Below are 16,069 nucleotides of genomic sequence, written 5' to 3' on the forward strand. Positions count from 1 at the left end.
CCCATGCCGCAATTCCAAATGCCTGCCCAACAGCAAATGCCGATGTACGGACAGCAGTTACCGGCGGAAGAGATGAAGGAGAAAAAGGAGTCGCCCGGAGTATGTTTACCTCCGCAGCCTCTGGCACCCGGCGTGCAGTATATTCCTCCAGGTACGAGCATGCCTTCCCAGCAGCCCGCCAGCCCGTATTCCATGTATCCGACCCAGCACGACTTTATCGGAGCACCGCCAGGAATGCTGCCGCAGAGTGGCTATCCGACAACAATGGGAAATATCATGAATCCATACACCCATTCTCCTGCAATGCCATACCAGGCATATGCAATGCCGTATGAGCCATCCCCTCTGCACGCTTACCCTTCCTATCACCATACGAAGCCAGGCTGGAAGGGGTACGGCGGGCACGAAAGTTCATCTTCCTGCTCCAGCAGCAGTTAATTGATTATGAAGGCTATCCGGCACTGTCCGGATAGCCTTTCTCAGGAAACAAGGAGGAAGCTTATGGACCACACGCTGCCGTCGATAATCGAGCAAATGTACATGTGCCGGGTCATGCGCATTCGGCCGAAGCGAACCGTATGGATGTGTGAAACGGACAAAGGGCACTGGACACTAAAGGGCTACGAAACATTCGAAAAAGCCGCCTGGGTAACACGGCTTTCGGGCCTATTGCATGCCAGAGGGTTTCACGACGTCGTCCGCTATGTAAATACAATACAGGAGGTTCCTGTATTTAAATGGAACGGAAAATACATGACTGCCATGGAAAAAATCCCCGGAAGGGAAGGCAGTTATTTTCACAGGCATGATATTATTCACTCTATCGAGACACTGGCCAGGTTTCACTCCTATTCTAAAGGAATTAGCGGCGGACCTCCTCCCCAGCCGGATGAAGTTCCTCTTCTGGCTAAATGGAAAAAGCGCCGAGATCAATTTCACGACATTGCCCGGGGGCTTGAGGCAACTCCGCAAAAGAATCGCCTGGGCAGGCTTATCCTTTCCGCCTCTTCCTCTATCCTTGATGAGGCGGATTATACGCTGCGGGTTGCCGGCGCCTCTTCCTTAACCTGGGAGTATCAGCTGGCACTCATGCGCCAGCAAATTGTTCATAAAGATTTGGCCAGCCATAACTTTATTATTGGAACAGTGAAAAAAGCGCTCATTGATCTTGACACAGCCGCTTACGATACCCCTCTCGTTGATATTGTCCAGTTGATTAGCAGAGCGCTTGTCCAGCAGGGATGGGATGCAAACCTTTTCTACTCTGCAATTGAAGCCTATCGTGAAATTCAGCCGCTCACGGACAGCCAGGTTGCGCTTATTTATCTGCTCCTGCGTTTTCCCGATAATTTCATGCGGGAAGTGAACGGACTTTTTGAGAGAAAAAAATACTTCTACAGCTCCCGTGTGGAATATTATATTTCCCTTATTATGAGGCATTGGGATAACAGGCAGCGCTTTTTTGATGGCTATGAACACTTTATCTACAGCAACCCGCACAGGCACGTGCGGTAACTGATGAGGATGAGATGGAAAAGTTTCAATAAGTACGACAAAAAAGGCCCGCCACCCTGGCGGACCTTTTTGCTTGTTTTTTAGTATACGTTCATTCCATCCTCTTCTACATACTTCTGGAACTCCACGAGAAGCTCGTTCGTAATCGGGCCCGGCTGGCCGTCCCCGATGCGGCGGGCGTCTACCTCGATAACAGGAATCACTTCCGCTGCCGTCCCGGTAAGGAAAATCTCATCGGCAATGAAAACATCATGGCGGGTGAACGGATCTTCCTTCACCACATACCCGAGCTTACGCGCAATATCGATAATCGCGTTGCGCGTCACTCCTTCCAGTGCTCCCAAATAGCTTGGCGGCGTGAAAATCACGTTCTTCTTTATAATAAAAATGTTATCCCCGGAACCTTCGCATACATATCCCTGCTGGTTCAGCATAAGCGCTTCACTCACACCGGCATTGTTCGCTTCGATTTTTACAAGAATGTTGTTAAGGTAATTAAGGGATTTGATTTTCGGATTTAGCGCGTCCGGCGTGTTGCGACGGGTAGGAACCGTAATAATCCGGATTCCTGTCTCGTACAGCTCCTTCGGGAAAAGAGCCAGCTGCTCGGCGATAATAATAATGTTTGGTTTTGAACAGTTTCGCGGGTCCAGCCCGAGATCCCCGGTGCCACGAGAAACAACAAGGCGGATGTAGGCGTCTTTTAATTGATTTTGCCTTATTGTATCAAGCACGCACTTACACATCTCTTCCTGCGTCATGCCAATGTCGAGAAGGATGGACTGGGCCGACTCATACAATCGCTCAATATGTTCCCTTAGCTTGAAAACGTTGCCGTTGTATGCGCGAATTCCTTCAAAAATCCCATCCCCGTATAGAAAACCGTGATCGTATACGGAGATTTTTGCCTCTGCTTTTTTTACAAATTCTCCATTTAAATAAATCAACTGCTCCACCGTGCAACACCTCGCCTTTCCGCCAGTTATGAAATGTTATTTAATAGGAAGAGTCGTTTCATTCTCCTGCTTTTGATAGACAGGATACGTGCCAAGGATGCGCACCTGGCACCTCAGTGCTTCCATTTCAGCAAAAGCGCCCGGAAGCAGAACATCGTCCATCTTCTGCTCGATATCAACAATGAAGTGGTAGTTTCCCAGCCCGGTTTTAGTCGGACGTGATTCGATGCGCGATAAGTTGATGCGCCGCCAGGAAAACGCAGCGAGCACCTGGTGAAGCGCCCCCGGAAAATCGGAAGGAAGCGTAACAAGAATTGTCGTTTTGCTGCTTTTTGACTCAGGCAGACGGACTTGTTTATTGCCTACGAGAATAAATCTTGTAAAGTTGTTTTGTGTATCCTCGATATGTCCCTGCAGAAGAGAAATAGGGTATACGTCATGTGCCTGCATGGCAGCCACCGCAGCCCACGGTTCCTCCGTGTGTTCACTCACAAGGCGGGCCGCTTCGGCCGTGCTGCTCACGTATTCAATTTCCGCATGAGGCAGATGTTTCCGGAGGTAGTCATGGCTCTGGGCAATCGCCTGCGGGTGGGAAAGCACTTTTTTGATCGTATGAAACTCCATCTTCTCTTCTCTTCTGGCTGTAAAAAGGTGCTGATAAATCGGAATGATGATTTCCCCGAGGATCGGAAGGTCAACTTTATGAGTAATCCAATCCAGCGTCAGGTTTACCGAGCCTTCGATAGAGTTCTCCCATGGTACGACGGCAAAAGAAACCTTTCCTTCTGCTACTGCCTCAAGGCAATCCGGGATCGTACGGTACGGGCAAAATTCGTCTGTCTTCTCCTGAAAAAGAAACCGTGCGGCCTCTTCTGTGTTTGTGCCGCGCGGTCCTAAATACGCAATCTGTCTCTCCATCTCTTCTTAACTCCTTTACTCTGCCACGCCCTGGGTGCAACGCTCAACATGTGCCCCCTTCTCATCCGGTACAAGGCGCATTATCGTACATCCGATGCCGCGTTCAGCAAGTGTTTCTACCATAAATCTCTCAACCGGCTCCGCAGAATGGCGATTATCAACAAGGGCAAGCATGGTAGGACCGGCACCGGATAGCGCTACCCCGAGTGCACCGTGCTCAGGCGCCTCCCGGAGGATAGTATCCAGTCCCGGTACAAGCGGAATCCGGTACGGCTGATGGATAACGTCCTGCATCGCCGAGCGAAGCAGGGGCAAATTGCCCGTTGCCAGTGCCGCAATCAGAACACCGGCGTGGCTTGTTGTATACACAAGATCCTTCCTGCTGTACATTGAAGGCAGCACTTCTCTTGCCCGCTCCGTGGAAAGCATAAAATCAGGAATGACGGCAATCGCCTCCAGGTGCCCGGGAACGGGGAGTCGGACGTATGGCACGTGTTCATCCTCCATGAAAGCAACGACAATTCCGCCGAAGAAAGAAGCCCCAACGTTGTCGGGGTGGCCCTCAAGCCCGGTCCCCATATTGTACAGCTGCTCTGTCGTAAACGGCGTTCCGGCCAGCTCGTTTGCAGCCACAAGCGCCCCAACAATGGCGGATGCGCTGCTGCCCAGCCCCCTCGTAAGCGGAATCTCGGAGTCAACGTGCAGGATGAGCTCCGGAGACGGCAGTCCGGCCTTTTCAAACACACGGGCTGCCACCTGATAGATTAAATTCGTTTTATCTGCCGGAATGCCCGCCAAGTGGTTTCCTTTTAAATAAATCTCCGTTCTGTCCGCCACTTCCATAGAAATCGTTGTATACAGTTGAAACGCCATGCCAATCGTGTCAAATCCCGGCCCAAGATTCGCGGTGCTTGCCGGGACTTTCACCGTTACTTTTCCATTATACACGCTACACACCCGCCGCCTGGGCAATGACCTGAAGTACAGCTTCCTCCGTGCTTTCTACTACGACAGGCTGGGCACCTACAGCCTTTAAAGCAATGTTCGGATCCTTTAATCCATTTCCAGTGAGGACACAAACCACCTGCTTGCCCGGTTCAATTCGTCCTTCCTTGCGCATCTTGATGACACCGGCCAGCGATGCCGCGGACGCTGGTTCCGCGAAAATCCCTTCCGTAGCCGCCAGCTTCCGGTACGCTTCAAGAATCTCATCATCTGTTACCATATCAATATGGCCTTCAGACTCATCTCTCGCATTCAGCGCCAAATCCCAGCTTGCAGGATTCCCAATCCGAATGGCGGTTGCCAGCGTTTCCGGATTTTCAATAACTTCACCCTTCACAAGCGCGGCAGCGCCTTCTGCTTCAAACCCAAACATGCGCGGACGGTTCGATACGATGCCCGCCTGCTCATACTCTTTAAAGCCTTTCCAGTAGGCGGAAATATTGCCCGCATTTCCAACAGGAATCGCGAGGATATCAGGTGCTTTGCCCAGCTCATCGCAAATTTCAAACGCCGATGTTTTCTGGCCTTCCAACCGATACGGGTTTACGGAATTAACGAGCGTAATCGGGTGTTTCTCGGTAATGTTACGAACGATCTTTAGTGCCTGGTCGAAGTTGCCTTCGATGGCGATAATTTCAGCACCGTATATCATTGCCTGGGCAAGCTTGCCCAGCGCAATGTTGTTATTCGGGATTAACACAATACAGCGCAGGTTTGCACGTGCCGCATAAGCCGCAGCCGCGGCGGATGTATTTCCCGTTGAAGCGCACATAATCGTATGGCTTCCTTCCTCTACCGCCTTGGCTACTGCCATGACCATCCCACGGTCTTTAAATGAGCCGGTCGGATTGAGCCCCTCATATTTAAAATAAATCTCCAAATTCAATTCTTCTGATAATTTTGGCGCAAAAATAAGCGGGGTATTGCCCTCATGCAGCGTTAGGCGCGGTGTTTTCTCGGTTACCGGTAAGTATTTTGCATAGCGTTCAATGATGCCAGCCATTATTTCCTCTCCAATCCTTCTACCCGATACAGGCTTTTTATTTCTATCACACTGTCCAGTGCTTCAAACAAATCGCGGACGCTGTAAATGTTTTTACGTGACGCATGGTGGGTGACGAGAATAATTTCTGCCTGCCCACCTTCATTATACGGCTGTTGGAGAACTTGTTCCAGACTTACATCATGCTCCGCCAGAATGCTCGTAATTTGTGCGAGTACACCGCTTTTATCATCCACGATTAACCGGAGGAAATATCTTGAGACAATTTGTTCATCCGATTTTAAGCGCTTCTCCTTGTATGGAGCAACGCTGCCCCGGCCGTTTACGCCAAGCTTCATGTTTTTCACAACGGTTACGAGGTCGGATACGACAGCCGTCGCCGTCGGCAGTTCTCCTGCACCAGGCCCATAGAACATCGTTTCCCCTACAGCTTCTCCATGTACATAAATGGCGTTAAAGACACCGTTAACGGAAGCAATCGGGTGGGTCCGGTGAACAAGGGTCGGCTGTACGCTCACCTCAATAAGTTCATCGTCCCGCTTGGCAATGCCAAGCAGTTTAATCTCATATCCGAGTTTTTTGGCGTACGAAATATCTTCTGCAGTCACCTGGGAAATCCCTTTGCAATCCACATCTTCCAGGCTCATATCAACGTGGAAGCCCAGTGTGCTTAAGATCGCCATTTTACGCGCCGCATCGTGCCCTTCCACATCGGCAGTCGGATCGGTTTCCGCATAGCCGAGCTCCTGCGCTTCCTTCAGCACCTCTTCGTATGCGGCACCTTCCTGGCTCATTTTTGTCATAATGTAATTCGTTGTCCCGTTTACGATACCCATCATTTGCGTAATGCGATCGGACGAGAATCCTTCGACAAGCGCCCGTAAAATTGGGATTCCGCCTGCCACACTTGCTTCATAGAAAACATCGCAGCCTTTTTCCTGCGCCTTCGAGAGAATTTCAGCGCCGTGCAGCGCCATTAAATCCTTATTCGCGGTCACGATATGCTTTCCGTTGTCGAGCGCCTGGAGGATGTACTCCTTCGCCGGGTGGACTCCGCCGATGACCTCTACAATGACATCAATGTCCGGACTGAACAAATCCGCCGCATCGGTTGTTATTAGACTTTTATCGAGTGAAAGACTTCGCTCTTTCTCCTTATCCTGCACGAGCACCTTTGCTACCTCAATCGCCAGGCCGGTTTGCTTCTGCAAATCCTCCTGGTGGCCCTGTACTATTCGGACTACGCCGGTACCTACGGTGCCAAGGCCCATCAGGCCGATTTTTACTGGTTGATTCCGCATCGCTATCTCTCCTTTTCGTTGGCTCTTTCCCATGTCATTCGTATGTTGAAAACCGGAGCTTTATCCCCTTCCTACGATAACCGCCCGCTTAACGCCTTCAAGTCTTTGAAGTTCTTCAAGAAACTCCGTTGATGAGAGGCTCAGCCCCCCTGTATCGATCGAGAGGGCGACATTGGCCATTCCCTGAAGCGGGATGGTCTGGTTTATGGTTAGAACATTCCCGCCCCTATCTGCGATAAACTTCAATACTTTAGACAGAATTCCCGAACGGTGTTCAAGATTGAGCGAAACGGTAATAATGACTTCGCGCATCATCGAATTAAACGGAAATATGCTATCCTTATATTTATAATAGGCGCTTCGGCTCAGCCCTACTTTCTCAACAGCCTCATGCACCGTTTCCGCTTCTCCTGAGTCTAGCAATTTCTTTGCTTCTATTGTTTTAGCTATCGATTCAGGGAGGATGTCGGCCCTGATTAAATAAAAAATTTCATCCTGTTTCGGCATTTCGTCCTCCTAAAAAACACATTTGTTTATCTATAATGGACATTATACGTGTCTTCTCTCGTTTATACAATACATTTTTATTGATTAGAAAAGAAAATGGGCAGCCTCTTCCGAAGGCTGCCCTATCGCTTTCCTAAATTTTGAATTTTCTCTCCATGAACCAGACCGGCAAACGGAGCAGGAAGTTAATCATCAGAACAACGAACACGAGGACAGCGGCAGCTTTGTCCGCAATTTCCTTCGCGTCCGGTACAATCGCTTCTGATTGTACATACCACAAATGGACAGCCAGCGTTTCTCCAGGAGAGAATAAATTAAAATCCCACATCATGCCTGATGTGCTTGTTCCCGCAGTCAGGATGATAACAGCCGATTCCCCGTAAGCTCTCCCTGCCACAAGGCTAATCCCTGTAATGATTCTGCTGAAAGCCGTAGGCAGAACGACCTTGCGAATGCATTGCGATTTGGTCGCGCCCATCGCCGTATAAGCTTCACGCAAGGCGTTCGGCACAGCGCGAATCGATTCTTCCGTAACGCGTGTAAGAATTGGCAGGTTTAGCAGGGCCAGGGTCAGCGACGCACCGATAACCGTTAAACCAATTTGTAAATAGTTCACAAAAATCGCCATTCCAAACAGCCCGAATACGATAGAAGGAACGGAGGCAAGGCTTTCCACGCACATTCTTATGGCGCCTGTCACTTTGTTATCCCGTGCATATTCCGCAAGATAAATCCCGGCTCCGATTCCTACAGGCAATGAAAAGACCATCGACAGGATCAAAACATAGAACGAGTTTAGGAGAACAGGACCGATTCCGCCGCCGGTTTCAATTTCATCCGGTACTTTCAAAAGGAAGGACAGGTTTATTTTCGTGATTCCCCTGCTTAAGATATGAAAAAGCAGCCAGGCAATAAGAAGAATGACCCCTGCAGCCAGTATCCACAGTGCTACCGTTGCCGTTTTATCAAGAATGCGTTTTCGTTTCGTTATTTGTGCCTTCATCTGCTCTGCTCTCCTTTAGGGCCGATCCAGCGAATAATGATAATAAATAAGAGAGAAACAATAAGAAGCAGGAAAGCCATCATATACAGCGCATAATTCCAGGTAGAATCAAAGGGGACATTCGCTACCTGCATGACGATGTTGCTCGTCAATACAGACGTCGGCGTAAACAGATTTCCCGGCAGCTGGGCTGTGTTTCCGATAACCATAACAACAGCCATGGTTTCACCAAGCGCCCTCGCCATCCCAAGAATAATGCCGGTGACGATCCCCGTTCTTGCTCCGGGGAGAGCCACTCTCCAAATCATTTGCAGACGGGTCGCTCCAAGCGCATACATCGCTTCCCGATACTCCGTTGAAACAGAAGTGAGCGCGTCATCGCTAATTCTTGCAATGGTCGGCAGGATCATGAGTGCGAGCACAAGCGCCGAGGCAAGCAATCCATCTCCCATTTCCTGCCCTGTCACCTTGCGAATGAGCGGGATAAGAACCGTTAGCCCAATGTATCCGTAGACAATTGAGGGGATACCAACAAGCAAATCGAGTACAGTACGGAGGGAACCTTTCAGCCAGCCGGGTGCAATTTCTGCAATAAATACAGCCATACCGACAGATACCGGCATAGCAATAAGCAGAGTTAGTAATGTTAAAGAAATCGTTCCAATAATAAAAAGAGCCGCTCCGAAATCATTTTCTTCCGGGATCCACTTGGTTGAAAAGAAAAAGGTAGATAAAGACACTGTTTTAAATGTAAGAATTCCGGTTCTCCCGACAAAATAAATAATGGAGATTAAAGTAAGGCATAACAAAAATGCACTGGTAAGGCAAAGATATTTAAAAAGCCTGTCAGAAACCCTCATCCTTAACTGGCGTCTAAGGATTTTTGCATTTCCTTTATCGACCGTTAAGGAGGGTGATGCAATAGAAGAGTCTTGCATTGATCTTTCCATATAATCCTAATCCTCCCGATCAGAAGAACTGTGTGCGGTACACGCCCCTGCTTTCCTTACTTATAAAACAACCAGCCCCACTGGTTTTGCCATCCGCTTACCAGGGGCCGGTTGTCTTCTAAACTTTTTGTTTTTGTTACATTTTTATTACATACTTGTAATCGGAAGGAAGCTCATTTTCTTTAATGTGCTATTTTGGAATTGCGGGCTGCGTACATAATCGATAAACGCTTTTGTTGCTCCTGTCGGCTGACCTTTTGTTAGGTAGTAACCATAAGCCCATACCGGATATGTTTTGTTTAAAACATTAGAAGTAGTAGCAGCAACGCCGTTGTATTTCAAAGCCTTAAGGTCTCCCTTTACATATACAAGGTCAATGAAGCCAATTGCATTTGGCGTTGTGCTTACTGAAGTCGCCATGTCACCGCTTGATTTTACTTCTTTATATGTGCTGCCGCCCTTCATGAATTGAGCGCCTTTTAATGCTTTTGCCTGATAGTTCACGCGTGTACCGGAACCGAAAGCACGGTTTACAACGACGATAGGCGCATTCTGGCCGCCAACCTGGCTCCAGTTTTTAACTTTGCCTGAGAAAATGTCCTGCAATTGTTTTGTCGTCAGACTGTCTACACTTACATTCTTGTTTACAATTGTAGCGAAAGGAATAACGGCTACTTTGTGAGCAACAAGACCCGGGAACGCTTTAAAGCCAGGAACGTCTTTCGTTGCATCCCAGTCACATGCTCCGATTTGTGCTGCTCCTCTTGTTACAGCCTGAGGGCCTGTAATCGAGCCTGCACCGGAAGCCGGGATAGATACCATTGGATTCTTTTGCTTAAATTGTTTAGCCGCCTGCAATGTTAGCGGAAGAAGGGCAGTTGAACCTGCAACCGTTACTTTTCCGGATACAGGTGCAGCATGTGTAGTCGTAGGGGCAGTCGCTGTGAGAGTAGAGCCGAGCAGTACGGCAGAAGCCATAACAAGGGATAATTTCTTAAAGATTTTCATTTGTGTTCCTCCATTTTTCTGCTGTTATTTTGTAATGTCATCAAATGAATAAGAATTGTAACCTGGGATAAGAACGCCTACCTTATCGCCTTCATCTCCTGTCATGGAAACAGCCAGGTGTTTTCCATTTGAAGAGTAGAATAGCTGGTTGATACTGTCATCTGCATCGTAAAGCTTTTTCTTCTCACCAGTTGAAGCATTGATTTCATAAATCGCTTTTTTGCCGCTTTGATCGGCTGCAAGCACAACAAGGTGTCCGTCACGTGTTACAAGGCTCTGCATAATGCCTAAGTCGGACACAAGATCTTTCGTGTCTTTTCCATTGTTTGTAATTGCTTTAAGAACGGGCAGTTTTTCCTCATTTTCTACATCTGTGCTTACGTATACAAGCGTGCGGTCCGGAAGCATATCGGCAAACGATTTGTTATCTTTTGTTTTGGCAATCTGCTCAGGCTTGCTGCTGCCATTGTAATAAACGTACAATTGCGTTTCTGTGCCTGCCGTGTCAACTTTGATGTTCGCGTTCGCGGCTTTATCGGCAGTTTCTTCCGATACGCTGTCCGCTGTGATTTTGCCTTCCGGTGTAACTGTGTAGAGGAACTTTACTCCATCATTCGATATACGGAGGTTGGACTTATAGTTCACATTGTCATTTACTATCTTCTTTATTTTTCCTGTAGAGATAGTAAGTTCAGCGACTACGTTTGTCTTATCTCCTTCAAGGTAGTACAGCTTGTCTCCGGCAGGAGCCCACTGAAGTTCAGACTTAATGGCATGATCGTCGCCGCTCACTTTTGTCGTCTGTTTGCTCTCTAAGTCAGCGACATAGACTTCATTGTTTTCGTCAGCATAGGCGACCTTTTTTGCGTCCGGGGAAATGACAGCATCCGCTTCGTTCACATCTTCTCCGAGGAGCGGAGTTTTGCTCTTGGATTTGGTGTTGAAAATATAATCCTTTTCACCTTTGTTTGTAACGTAAGTAACGAGAAGGTTTTCCGCATCAATCCAGCGTGGATTGATATATGAATTAACATTAGCCTGAATAGCGTCACCAGTAGTATCGACTGCATCGATTGCGTCTGTTACATCCGTTGCCGCAGTGTCCGTAGCTTCCGTACCTGTAGCTGCTTCAGCAGCTGCCGGCGCTTTGACTGCTGCGGGCACTTCTACTGCCGCGTTTACAACATTGTATGGAAGAGTTGGCGCTGCTACTCCCAATGCTGATGTAATCACAACACCCATGACAATCCGTTTCATAATTTTCCCCCTTAGTAATAAAGAACAGAATAAATATTACATATTGACTATAAGAAAAAAATGTTAATCCAATTCTATAGTTACATTAACCTATCATGAATTTCCTGTATGAGTTTTATGAATCTTCTTTACATAATAAGAAAAACATCGCGGACATGCCGCTCGTCCTTTCCCTTCTGGAAGCTGGACGGCCGCTTAGTCTCACGCCGGGCGGACCGGCAAAACATCTGGGTATCTTAGGTGTTGGAGACAATTGCCGGTCTTTTTCGCCCTATGGCAGGCGCGCTCCACAGGGGGGAAAGAAAAGAGCCGTCATCGCCCGCGATGTTTTTCTTTGACGCCTAAGACCGCACGGTCCCATGATAGTAATTCCCTTTAACACTTTAAAGCAACATATACTTTCTTTAACGACAAAAAAACTCCACCTGGTGGGGCAGAGTTCTAATCCCATTATTTATCCTGTCAGGGGAGCCGTTTTCCCTCCGGCCCATGGATGAACATTATGTTATTTTAAAGAACCACTCCCGTCATAGTATGGTGGTTTTGGTTGTTTGTTTTCTATATTATGGCCTTTATTAGATGCGGAGTATAAAGGGCCATTCTGTTGTATTCGCGTATCCGGCTTAGTCACTGCTTGTGTAAAACGCTTCGGTATCATTAAAGGACCGCTTCCATCATAATAAATTGGTTTTTGCTGTTCATTTTTCATGCTATTCCTCCCTAATTCGATTGAATTTTTCACCATGCTGGGCTGCTATCAGCTTCTCCCTTGTTTTAAATGTATTCTTTTTGCTTCGGCTCTATTAACAAAATAAAAATATTAAGTATGATTGAGGCATGTGTCTTTGTGCCTTTCACTAGTTATTTAACTTCGAGCCCGTATAGCAAAAAAAGAGTGTAAAGAAACTTGTAGGTTTCTCCACACTCTAGAATAAGCTGAAACTCTATTTCACCGGAAACGTTACTTTCCAATTTACATCGGTGTATTTCTTCATGACCCTCGTCAGGCTAAGGGTCAGCTGCTTAGGTTCGTGGTCGAGGCCGAGAATTTGCAGCGTCTGTTTGAAGCGTGCATTCCCCTCTTTGTCAGGGTCGTCAGTGCCTCCCGACATACTCACTTCGTATACCTTGCCACCCTCATCCCTGGCTATCCAGTGATAAAATGTTCCCGTTGTTTTATTCTGAATACCCTCCACTTCAACAACGCCAATTTTTTGGGCGTCTATAAACGGAGCTTCTCTCTTTAGCTGCCAGTCTTTTTTCATCTGAAAGCTTTTGAAAGTAATAGTATTGCCTTCGAACTTTTTCGTTACTGGATTTCCTGCCAGTTTATCCGGCGTGAAAGAGAGAGAGAAATCCGTAAACTTTTCTTTTTCCACCGCATCAAGCACGAACGTAAGCTGTTTCGCCTTCCCCATTGGCACGAATAGATCTTTCCACTTGATGGTTCCCTTTTTATCTACCGTTGACCGGGACATGATCGCATTTTTTTCCGTCTCAGCAGGCGGCGAGTAAACTTCTCCTCCTTTGCCGGCGACAACCTTTCCGTTCTCATCTACAATATGGTAAGCGAGGTTATGTCCACCATACAGTGCTTCTTCATTCCCGTTGTTTATAACGTCTTTATGCTGCTCTATTTCTTGCTTTAACTTTTTTCTTTCACCGTCCGTTAGGCTCGTCGTTAACTCAATCTGGCTGGCGCTCGGGGCAAAAGAAAGCCGTTCCAGCGCAACCGTAATTCCCTCAGGAGCTGTATACTGCTTATTGATAGACATAACACTTGTAGCGGACAGGCTTTTCTTCATGTCCACCGGAATGTCCATATGCCATTTCCCTTCCGTGCCGCCGAATCCTTTGTATCCGCCGATTTTGTCCACTTCCAGGTGAATAACTGCTTTCGCAGGCATTTCCCTTTCGATATCGAAATCAATAACGCCGTACGGATCATTCCGCCCCCACCCCGACAAATTTGCGAGCAGCTTTCCCTTCTCATCCGTAATATATGCCTTACTTTCCTCATGGGAGTCATACCCGCCAATTTCGAGCACCGGGTCCACATGCTCCCCGTCCTTTTTGGACAGTTCGTACGAAACAGCAACCCGGGTCGGGTCCGCCATCATATCAATAACACGAAACGTAATGCCCTTATCGGTCACATGGTGCTCCCCCTGCTGGACAAAGCCGGTACCACCGGCGATTTGTAAGCCTTTGTCTATCCCTTTATTTCCACTCGTAAAGACAGAGTTTGTGAGGTAGGAGGCAAAGGACGGGGAAACGAAAGCACCAACTGACACAGCAAACAGCAAGCCTGCGGCTGAGTATCCCACCCGTTTCCATATGCGCCTCCCCTTCCGTAGTTTGAACAGCCCCCCTTCTTGCTGCGGGGTGTACGGCTCGAGCTTTGCCATAATTTCTTCAGTAAAAAAGTCGGGAAGCGCCGGTGTGCCTGCAGCCAGTTGCAGCGCCTCGTTTTCTTCGTTACAGGCTTCGAGCAGCCTCCGGCATTTTTCACAACCAAGCAGATGGGTCTCGATTTGCATCCTTTCTCTATCCGCTGCCTCTCCGTCTGCGTACCGGCTCATTCTGTCATATGCCACACACTTCATGCATCTTCCCCCCTGTCTTTTTTTCTACGATTTGCTCTTTTAATTTTTTCTTTGCCCGGTGCAGATGGTTTTGCACGGTGCCGAGTGGAATATCGAGCACATCTGCAATTTCGCTGTAACTCAAATGATCGGTATAGCGGAGCATAAGGACGAGCCGGTATTTTTCAGGCAGGTGCCCGATGTGATTCAGCAATTCCTCCGCTTCTTCTTTCCGCAAATACATAGCTTCCGGGCTCACCAGGTCAATCTGCGGCACGTCGGCCCCTTCAAAAATATCCTTCTTCTTCCGCTTCCATTCGTCCAGGCAGCAGTTTACGGCAATTTTGTAAAGCCAGGAGGAAAAACTCCGGCTCTTATCGAAGCTGCCGAGGCGTTTGTACGCTTTAATAAAGCTTTCCTGGGCCATGTCCTGGGCGTCCTGCGGCTGCAGCCCCATTCCGATCAGGAGGGCGTATACTTTGTTTTTATACTTATTTACGAGATGAGCATACGCCTGTTTATCGCCCGCAAGCACCTGCTCAACCCATTCCCGGTCGTCCCGCATGTTATGTAGACCTCCTATTTCTGTCGGGGATTCCGGAGCGTATATCATACCCTTCCGTTTTCCCTCTCACCCTTATTACCTGCGTTCCATTATAAATCTTTCACTTATGCGGTAAAAATTTTTCCCTGTGCTATAATAAATACAAATTTTCTGCGGACAAGGGGAATCCTTCATGGAAAAAGAAATCGTTCAATGCCTCACTGAACAACTGTCTCCTTATGTGATCATTCTGTTTGGCTCGGTGGTGAAAGGAACGATGCATAACGAGAGTGATATTGATATTGCTTTCCTCTCCGATCAGGCCTTCACCGAATATGAAATTTTTATGGCCGGACAGGAACTGGCCGCAAAACTTGGGAAAGAAGTAGATCTTGTGGATTTGAATCGTGCCAGCACAGTATTAAAAGCGCAGATTGTCGGCACAGGGAAAATTCTGCTTGATTGTGATCCATCCCGCAGAATGGTGTTCTTTATGAGGGCTTTCAAAGAATACGCGAAATTAAATGAGGAACGGCAGCCTATTTTCGATCGTTTGAAAGAGAGGGGGACATTGTATGATGAATGATGTAGTCGCAAATAAACTACAAACAATCAAACGTTGCTTAAAACGGGTGAATGAAGAATATGCCCAGGCGCCTGCTAATCTTGAAAATTTCACCAAGCAAGATGCCATTATTTTGAATATCCAGCGGGTGTATGAAGCTTGCATTGATTTAGCTATGCATATTATTTCGGAAAATAGCTGGGGAATCCCGCAAAATAGCCGGGATGCATTTGAAATTTTGTATCAGCAGGATATCATTAACGAGGAATTAAATCGAAACCTAAAGGCAATGGTTGGATTCCGCAATATTGCTGTCCACGATTACCAATCTGTCCAACTGCCAATTCTTCGTGCTATTATTGAGCATCATCTGTCTGATTTCATTGCTTTTTCAGATACTATCCTCCGATTGGAAAAGTAGCCGAGGGGGACGATATTCCCCTCCGCTGTAAGAGATTATCTTCCTCTTCACCTATCTGCCTTTTTTACTCTGATCCGCCTTCTAAGGGCTAGCGGTCGATATCCTTGCCTTGAGCTAATAGCTGCTCCTGCCTTCGCTATTTGGGACTCTAACCTTGGTATGCCCATACCAAGCGCATAAAAAAACGGGCATGCAGCCCGCTTTTTTAACCTCCACTCGCATTCTCCATTGTTTCCTTTTCGAGCCCCATTTCATCTAGTAAGAACCAGAGGGACTCCATTGCTTTTTTACGGTCTCGATAAAAAGAACTGCCGCGAACTCTCCAGAATTTCCAGCCGGCCCGCTCTAATATTCGCTGTCTTTCCATGTCTTCTTCCCATTTGTCGATACCATGCCACCTATCCCCATCACATTCAACCGCCAGCCGGTTTTTTAATCCCTCAACAACCAAATCTATCTGATAGCGCCCAACTTTGACTTGTGGTCTTACCCGATATCCTCGAGCAACTACCATACGTAAAACATCGATTT

At 47.6% G+C, this 16,069-nt stretch carries 19 protein-coding genes; 5 read left to right on the top strand and 14 right to left on the bottom strand.

Features of this window, described 5'->3' with window-relative positions; all coding sequences use genetic code 11:
- Together MBEAL2_RS32100 and MBEAL2_RS26680 are read left to right on the top strand one after the other, a co-directional pair.
- The coding region (locus MBEAL2_RS32100) for a hypothetical protein (protein WP_047155252.1) at positions 1–438 on the top strand (438 nt) is incomplete at its 5' end.
- A 63-nt stretch (positions 439–501) separates the two neighbouring features.
- Positions 502–1,515, top strand: coding sequence for a YutH/CotS family kinase-like spore coat protein (locus MBEAL2_RS26680; protein WP_047155253.1), 1,014 nt, complete (start codon positions 502–504; stop codon positions 1,513–1,515).
- Between the two features lie 80 nt (positions 1,516–1,595).
- On the opposite strand, the gene ilvE is transcribed toward MBEAL2_RS26680, so the two are convergent.
- The 10 genes from ilvE to MBEAL2_RS26730 all read right to left on the bottom strand — a co-directional run bounded on the left by ilvE (position 1,596) and on the right by MBEAL2_RS26730 (position 11,423).
- Positions 1,596–2,471 (bottom strand): branched-chain-amino-acid transaminase, encoded by an 876-nt coding sequence (gene ilvE / locus MBEAL2_RS26685; RefSeq protein ID WP_047155254.1) that lies wholly within the window; start codon positions 2,469–2,471, stop codon positions 1,596–1,598.
- Positions 2,472–2,507: 36 nt separating this feature from the next.
- Positions 2,508–3,389, bottom strand: a complete 882-nt coding sequence (gene pheA, locus MBEAL2_RS26690; RefSeq protein WP_047155255.1) for a prephenate dehydratase — start codon at positions 3,387–3,389, stop codon at positions 2,508–2,510.
- A gap of 15 nt (positions 3,390–3,404) precedes the next feature.
- Complete coding sequence (gene thrB, locus MBEAL2_RS26695) at positions 3,405–4,337, bottom strand: homoserine kinase (protein ID WP_047155256.1); 933 nt, start codon at positions 4,335–4,337, stop codon at positions 3,405–3,407.
- A gap of 1 nt (position 4,338) precedes the next feature.
- Positions 4,339–5,397: a threonine synthase gene (gene thrC / locus MBEAL2_RS26700; RefSeq protein WP_047155257.1), complete on the bottom strand. Its 1,059-nt coding sequence runs from the start codon at positions 5,395–5,397 to the stop codon at positions 4,339–4,341.
- A complete protein-coding gene (locus tag MBEAL2_RS26705; RefSeq protein WP_047155258.1) occupies positions 5,397–6,698 on the bottom strand; it encodes a homoserine dehydrogenase in 1,302 nt (433 codons plus the stop codon). Before MBEAL2_RS26705 ends, thrC begins: the two co-directional genes overlap by 1 nt.
- Before the next feature lie 60 nt (positions 6,699–6,758).
- Positions 6,759–7,205 carry a transcriptional regulator ThrR gene (gene thrR, locus MBEAL2_RS26710; RefSeq protein ID WP_047155259.1) on the bottom strand — a complete coding sequence of 149 codons (447 nt, stop codon included), beginning with the start codon at positions 7,203–7,205 and terminating at the stop codon, positions 6,759–6,761.
- A gap of 133 nt (positions 7,206–7,338) precedes the next feature.
- Entirely contained in the window at positions 7,339–8,208 is an 870-nt protein-coding gene (pstA, locus tag MBEAL2_RS26715; RefSeq protein WP_047155260.1) for a phosphate ABC transporter permease PstA, read from the bottom strand.
- On the bottom strand, positions 8,205–9,158 hold the full coding sequence (gene pstC / locus MBEAL2_RS26720) for a phosphate ABC transporter permease subunit PstC (RefSeq protein WP_052948049.1): 954 nt from the start codon (positions 9,156–9,158) through the stop codon (positions 8,205–8,207). Before pstC ends, pstA begins: the two co-directional genes overlap by 4 nt.
- A gap of 147 nt (positions 9,159–9,305) precedes the next feature.
- Positions 9,306–10,166 carry a phosphate ABC transporter substrate-binding protein gene (locus MBEAL2_RS26725; protein ID WP_047155261.1) on the bottom strand — a complete coding sequence of 287 codons (861 nt, stop codon included), beginning with the start codon at positions 10,164–10,166 and terminating at the stop codon, positions 9,306–9,308.
- Between the two features lie 24 nt (positions 10,167–10,190).
- The gene (locus MBEAL2_RS26730; protein WP_047155262.1) at positions 10,191–11,423 is read right to left on the bottom strand and encodes a TolB-like translocation protein; all 1,233 of its coding nucleotides are present in this window, start codon (positions 11,421–11,423) and stop codon (positions 10,191–10,193) included.
- Positions 11,424–11,518: 95 nt separating this feature from the next.
- Between MBEAL2_RS26730 and MBEAL2_RS26735 the strand changes: the two genes are divergently transcribed.
- Positions 11,519–11,761, top strand: a complete 243-nt coding sequence (locus MBEAL2_RS26735; RefSeq protein WP_047155263.1) for a hypothetical protein — start codon at positions 11,519–11,521, stop codon at positions 11,759–11,761.
- Positions 11,762–11,928: 167 nt separating this feature from the next.
- Here MBEAL2_RS26735 and MBEAL2_RS26740 read toward each other — a convergent pair whose 3' ends face one another.
- The 3 genes from MBEAL2_RS26740 to MBEAL2_RS26750 form a co-directional block, all read right to left on the bottom strand.
- Positions 11,929–12,132 carry a hypothetical protein gene (locus MBEAL2_RS26740; protein WP_047155264.1) on the bottom strand — a complete coding sequence of 68 codons (204 nt, stop codon included), beginning with the start codon at positions 12,130–12,132 and terminating at the stop codon, positions 11,929–11,931.
- A gap of 235 nt (positions 12,133–12,367) precedes the next feature.
- A complete protein-coding gene (locus tag MBEAL2_RS26745) occupies positions 12,368–14,029 on the bottom strand; it encodes a DUF4179 domain-containing protein (RefSeq protein WP_047155265.1) in 1,662 nt (553 codons plus the stop codon).
- Positions 14,010–14,573, bottom strand: coding sequence for an RNA polymerase sigma factor (locus tag MBEAL2_RS26750; RefSeq protein ID WP_047155266.1), 564 nt, complete (start codon positions 14,571–14,573; stop codon positions 14,010–14,012). The genes MBEAL2_RS26745 and MBEAL2_RS26750 overlap by 20 nt, the downstream gene beginning before the upstream one ends.
- A 172-nt stretch (positions 14,574–14,745) precedes the next feature.
- On the opposite strand from MBEAL2_RS26750, the gene mntA reads away from it, so the two are divergent.
- Together mntA and hepT are read left to right on the top strand one after the other, a co-directional pair.
- A complete protein-coding gene (gene mntA, locus MBEAL2_RS26755) occupies positions 14,746–15,138 on the top strand; it encodes a type VII toxin-antitoxin system MntA family adenylyltransferase antitoxin (protein WP_047155267.1) in 393 nt (130 codons plus the stop codon).
- Positions 15,128–15,538: a type VII toxin-antitoxin system HepT family RNase toxin gene (hepT, locus tag MBEAL2_RS26760; RefSeq protein ID WP_047155268.1), complete on the top strand. Its 411-nt coding sequence runs from the start codon at positions 15,128–15,130 to the stop codon at positions 15,536–15,538. The genes mntA and hepT overlap by 11 nt, the downstream gene beginning before the upstream one ends.
- A gap of 205 nt (positions 15,539–15,743) precedes the next feature.
- On the opposite strand, the gene MBEAL2_RS26765 is transcribed toward hepT, so the two are convergent.
- On the bottom strand, positions 15,744–16,069 hold a 326-nt coding region (locus MBEAL2_RS26765; protein ID WP_152667942.1), incomplete at its 5' end, for a PDDEXK-like endonuclease domain-containing protein.

Origin of the sequence: Aneurinibacillus tyrosinisolvens, from assembly GCF_001015055.1 — a bacterium.
Taxonomy (GTDB): Bacteria; Bacillota; Bacilli; order Aneurinibacillales; family Aneurinibacillaceae; genus Aneurinibacillus_A; species Aneurinibacillus_A tyrosinisolvens.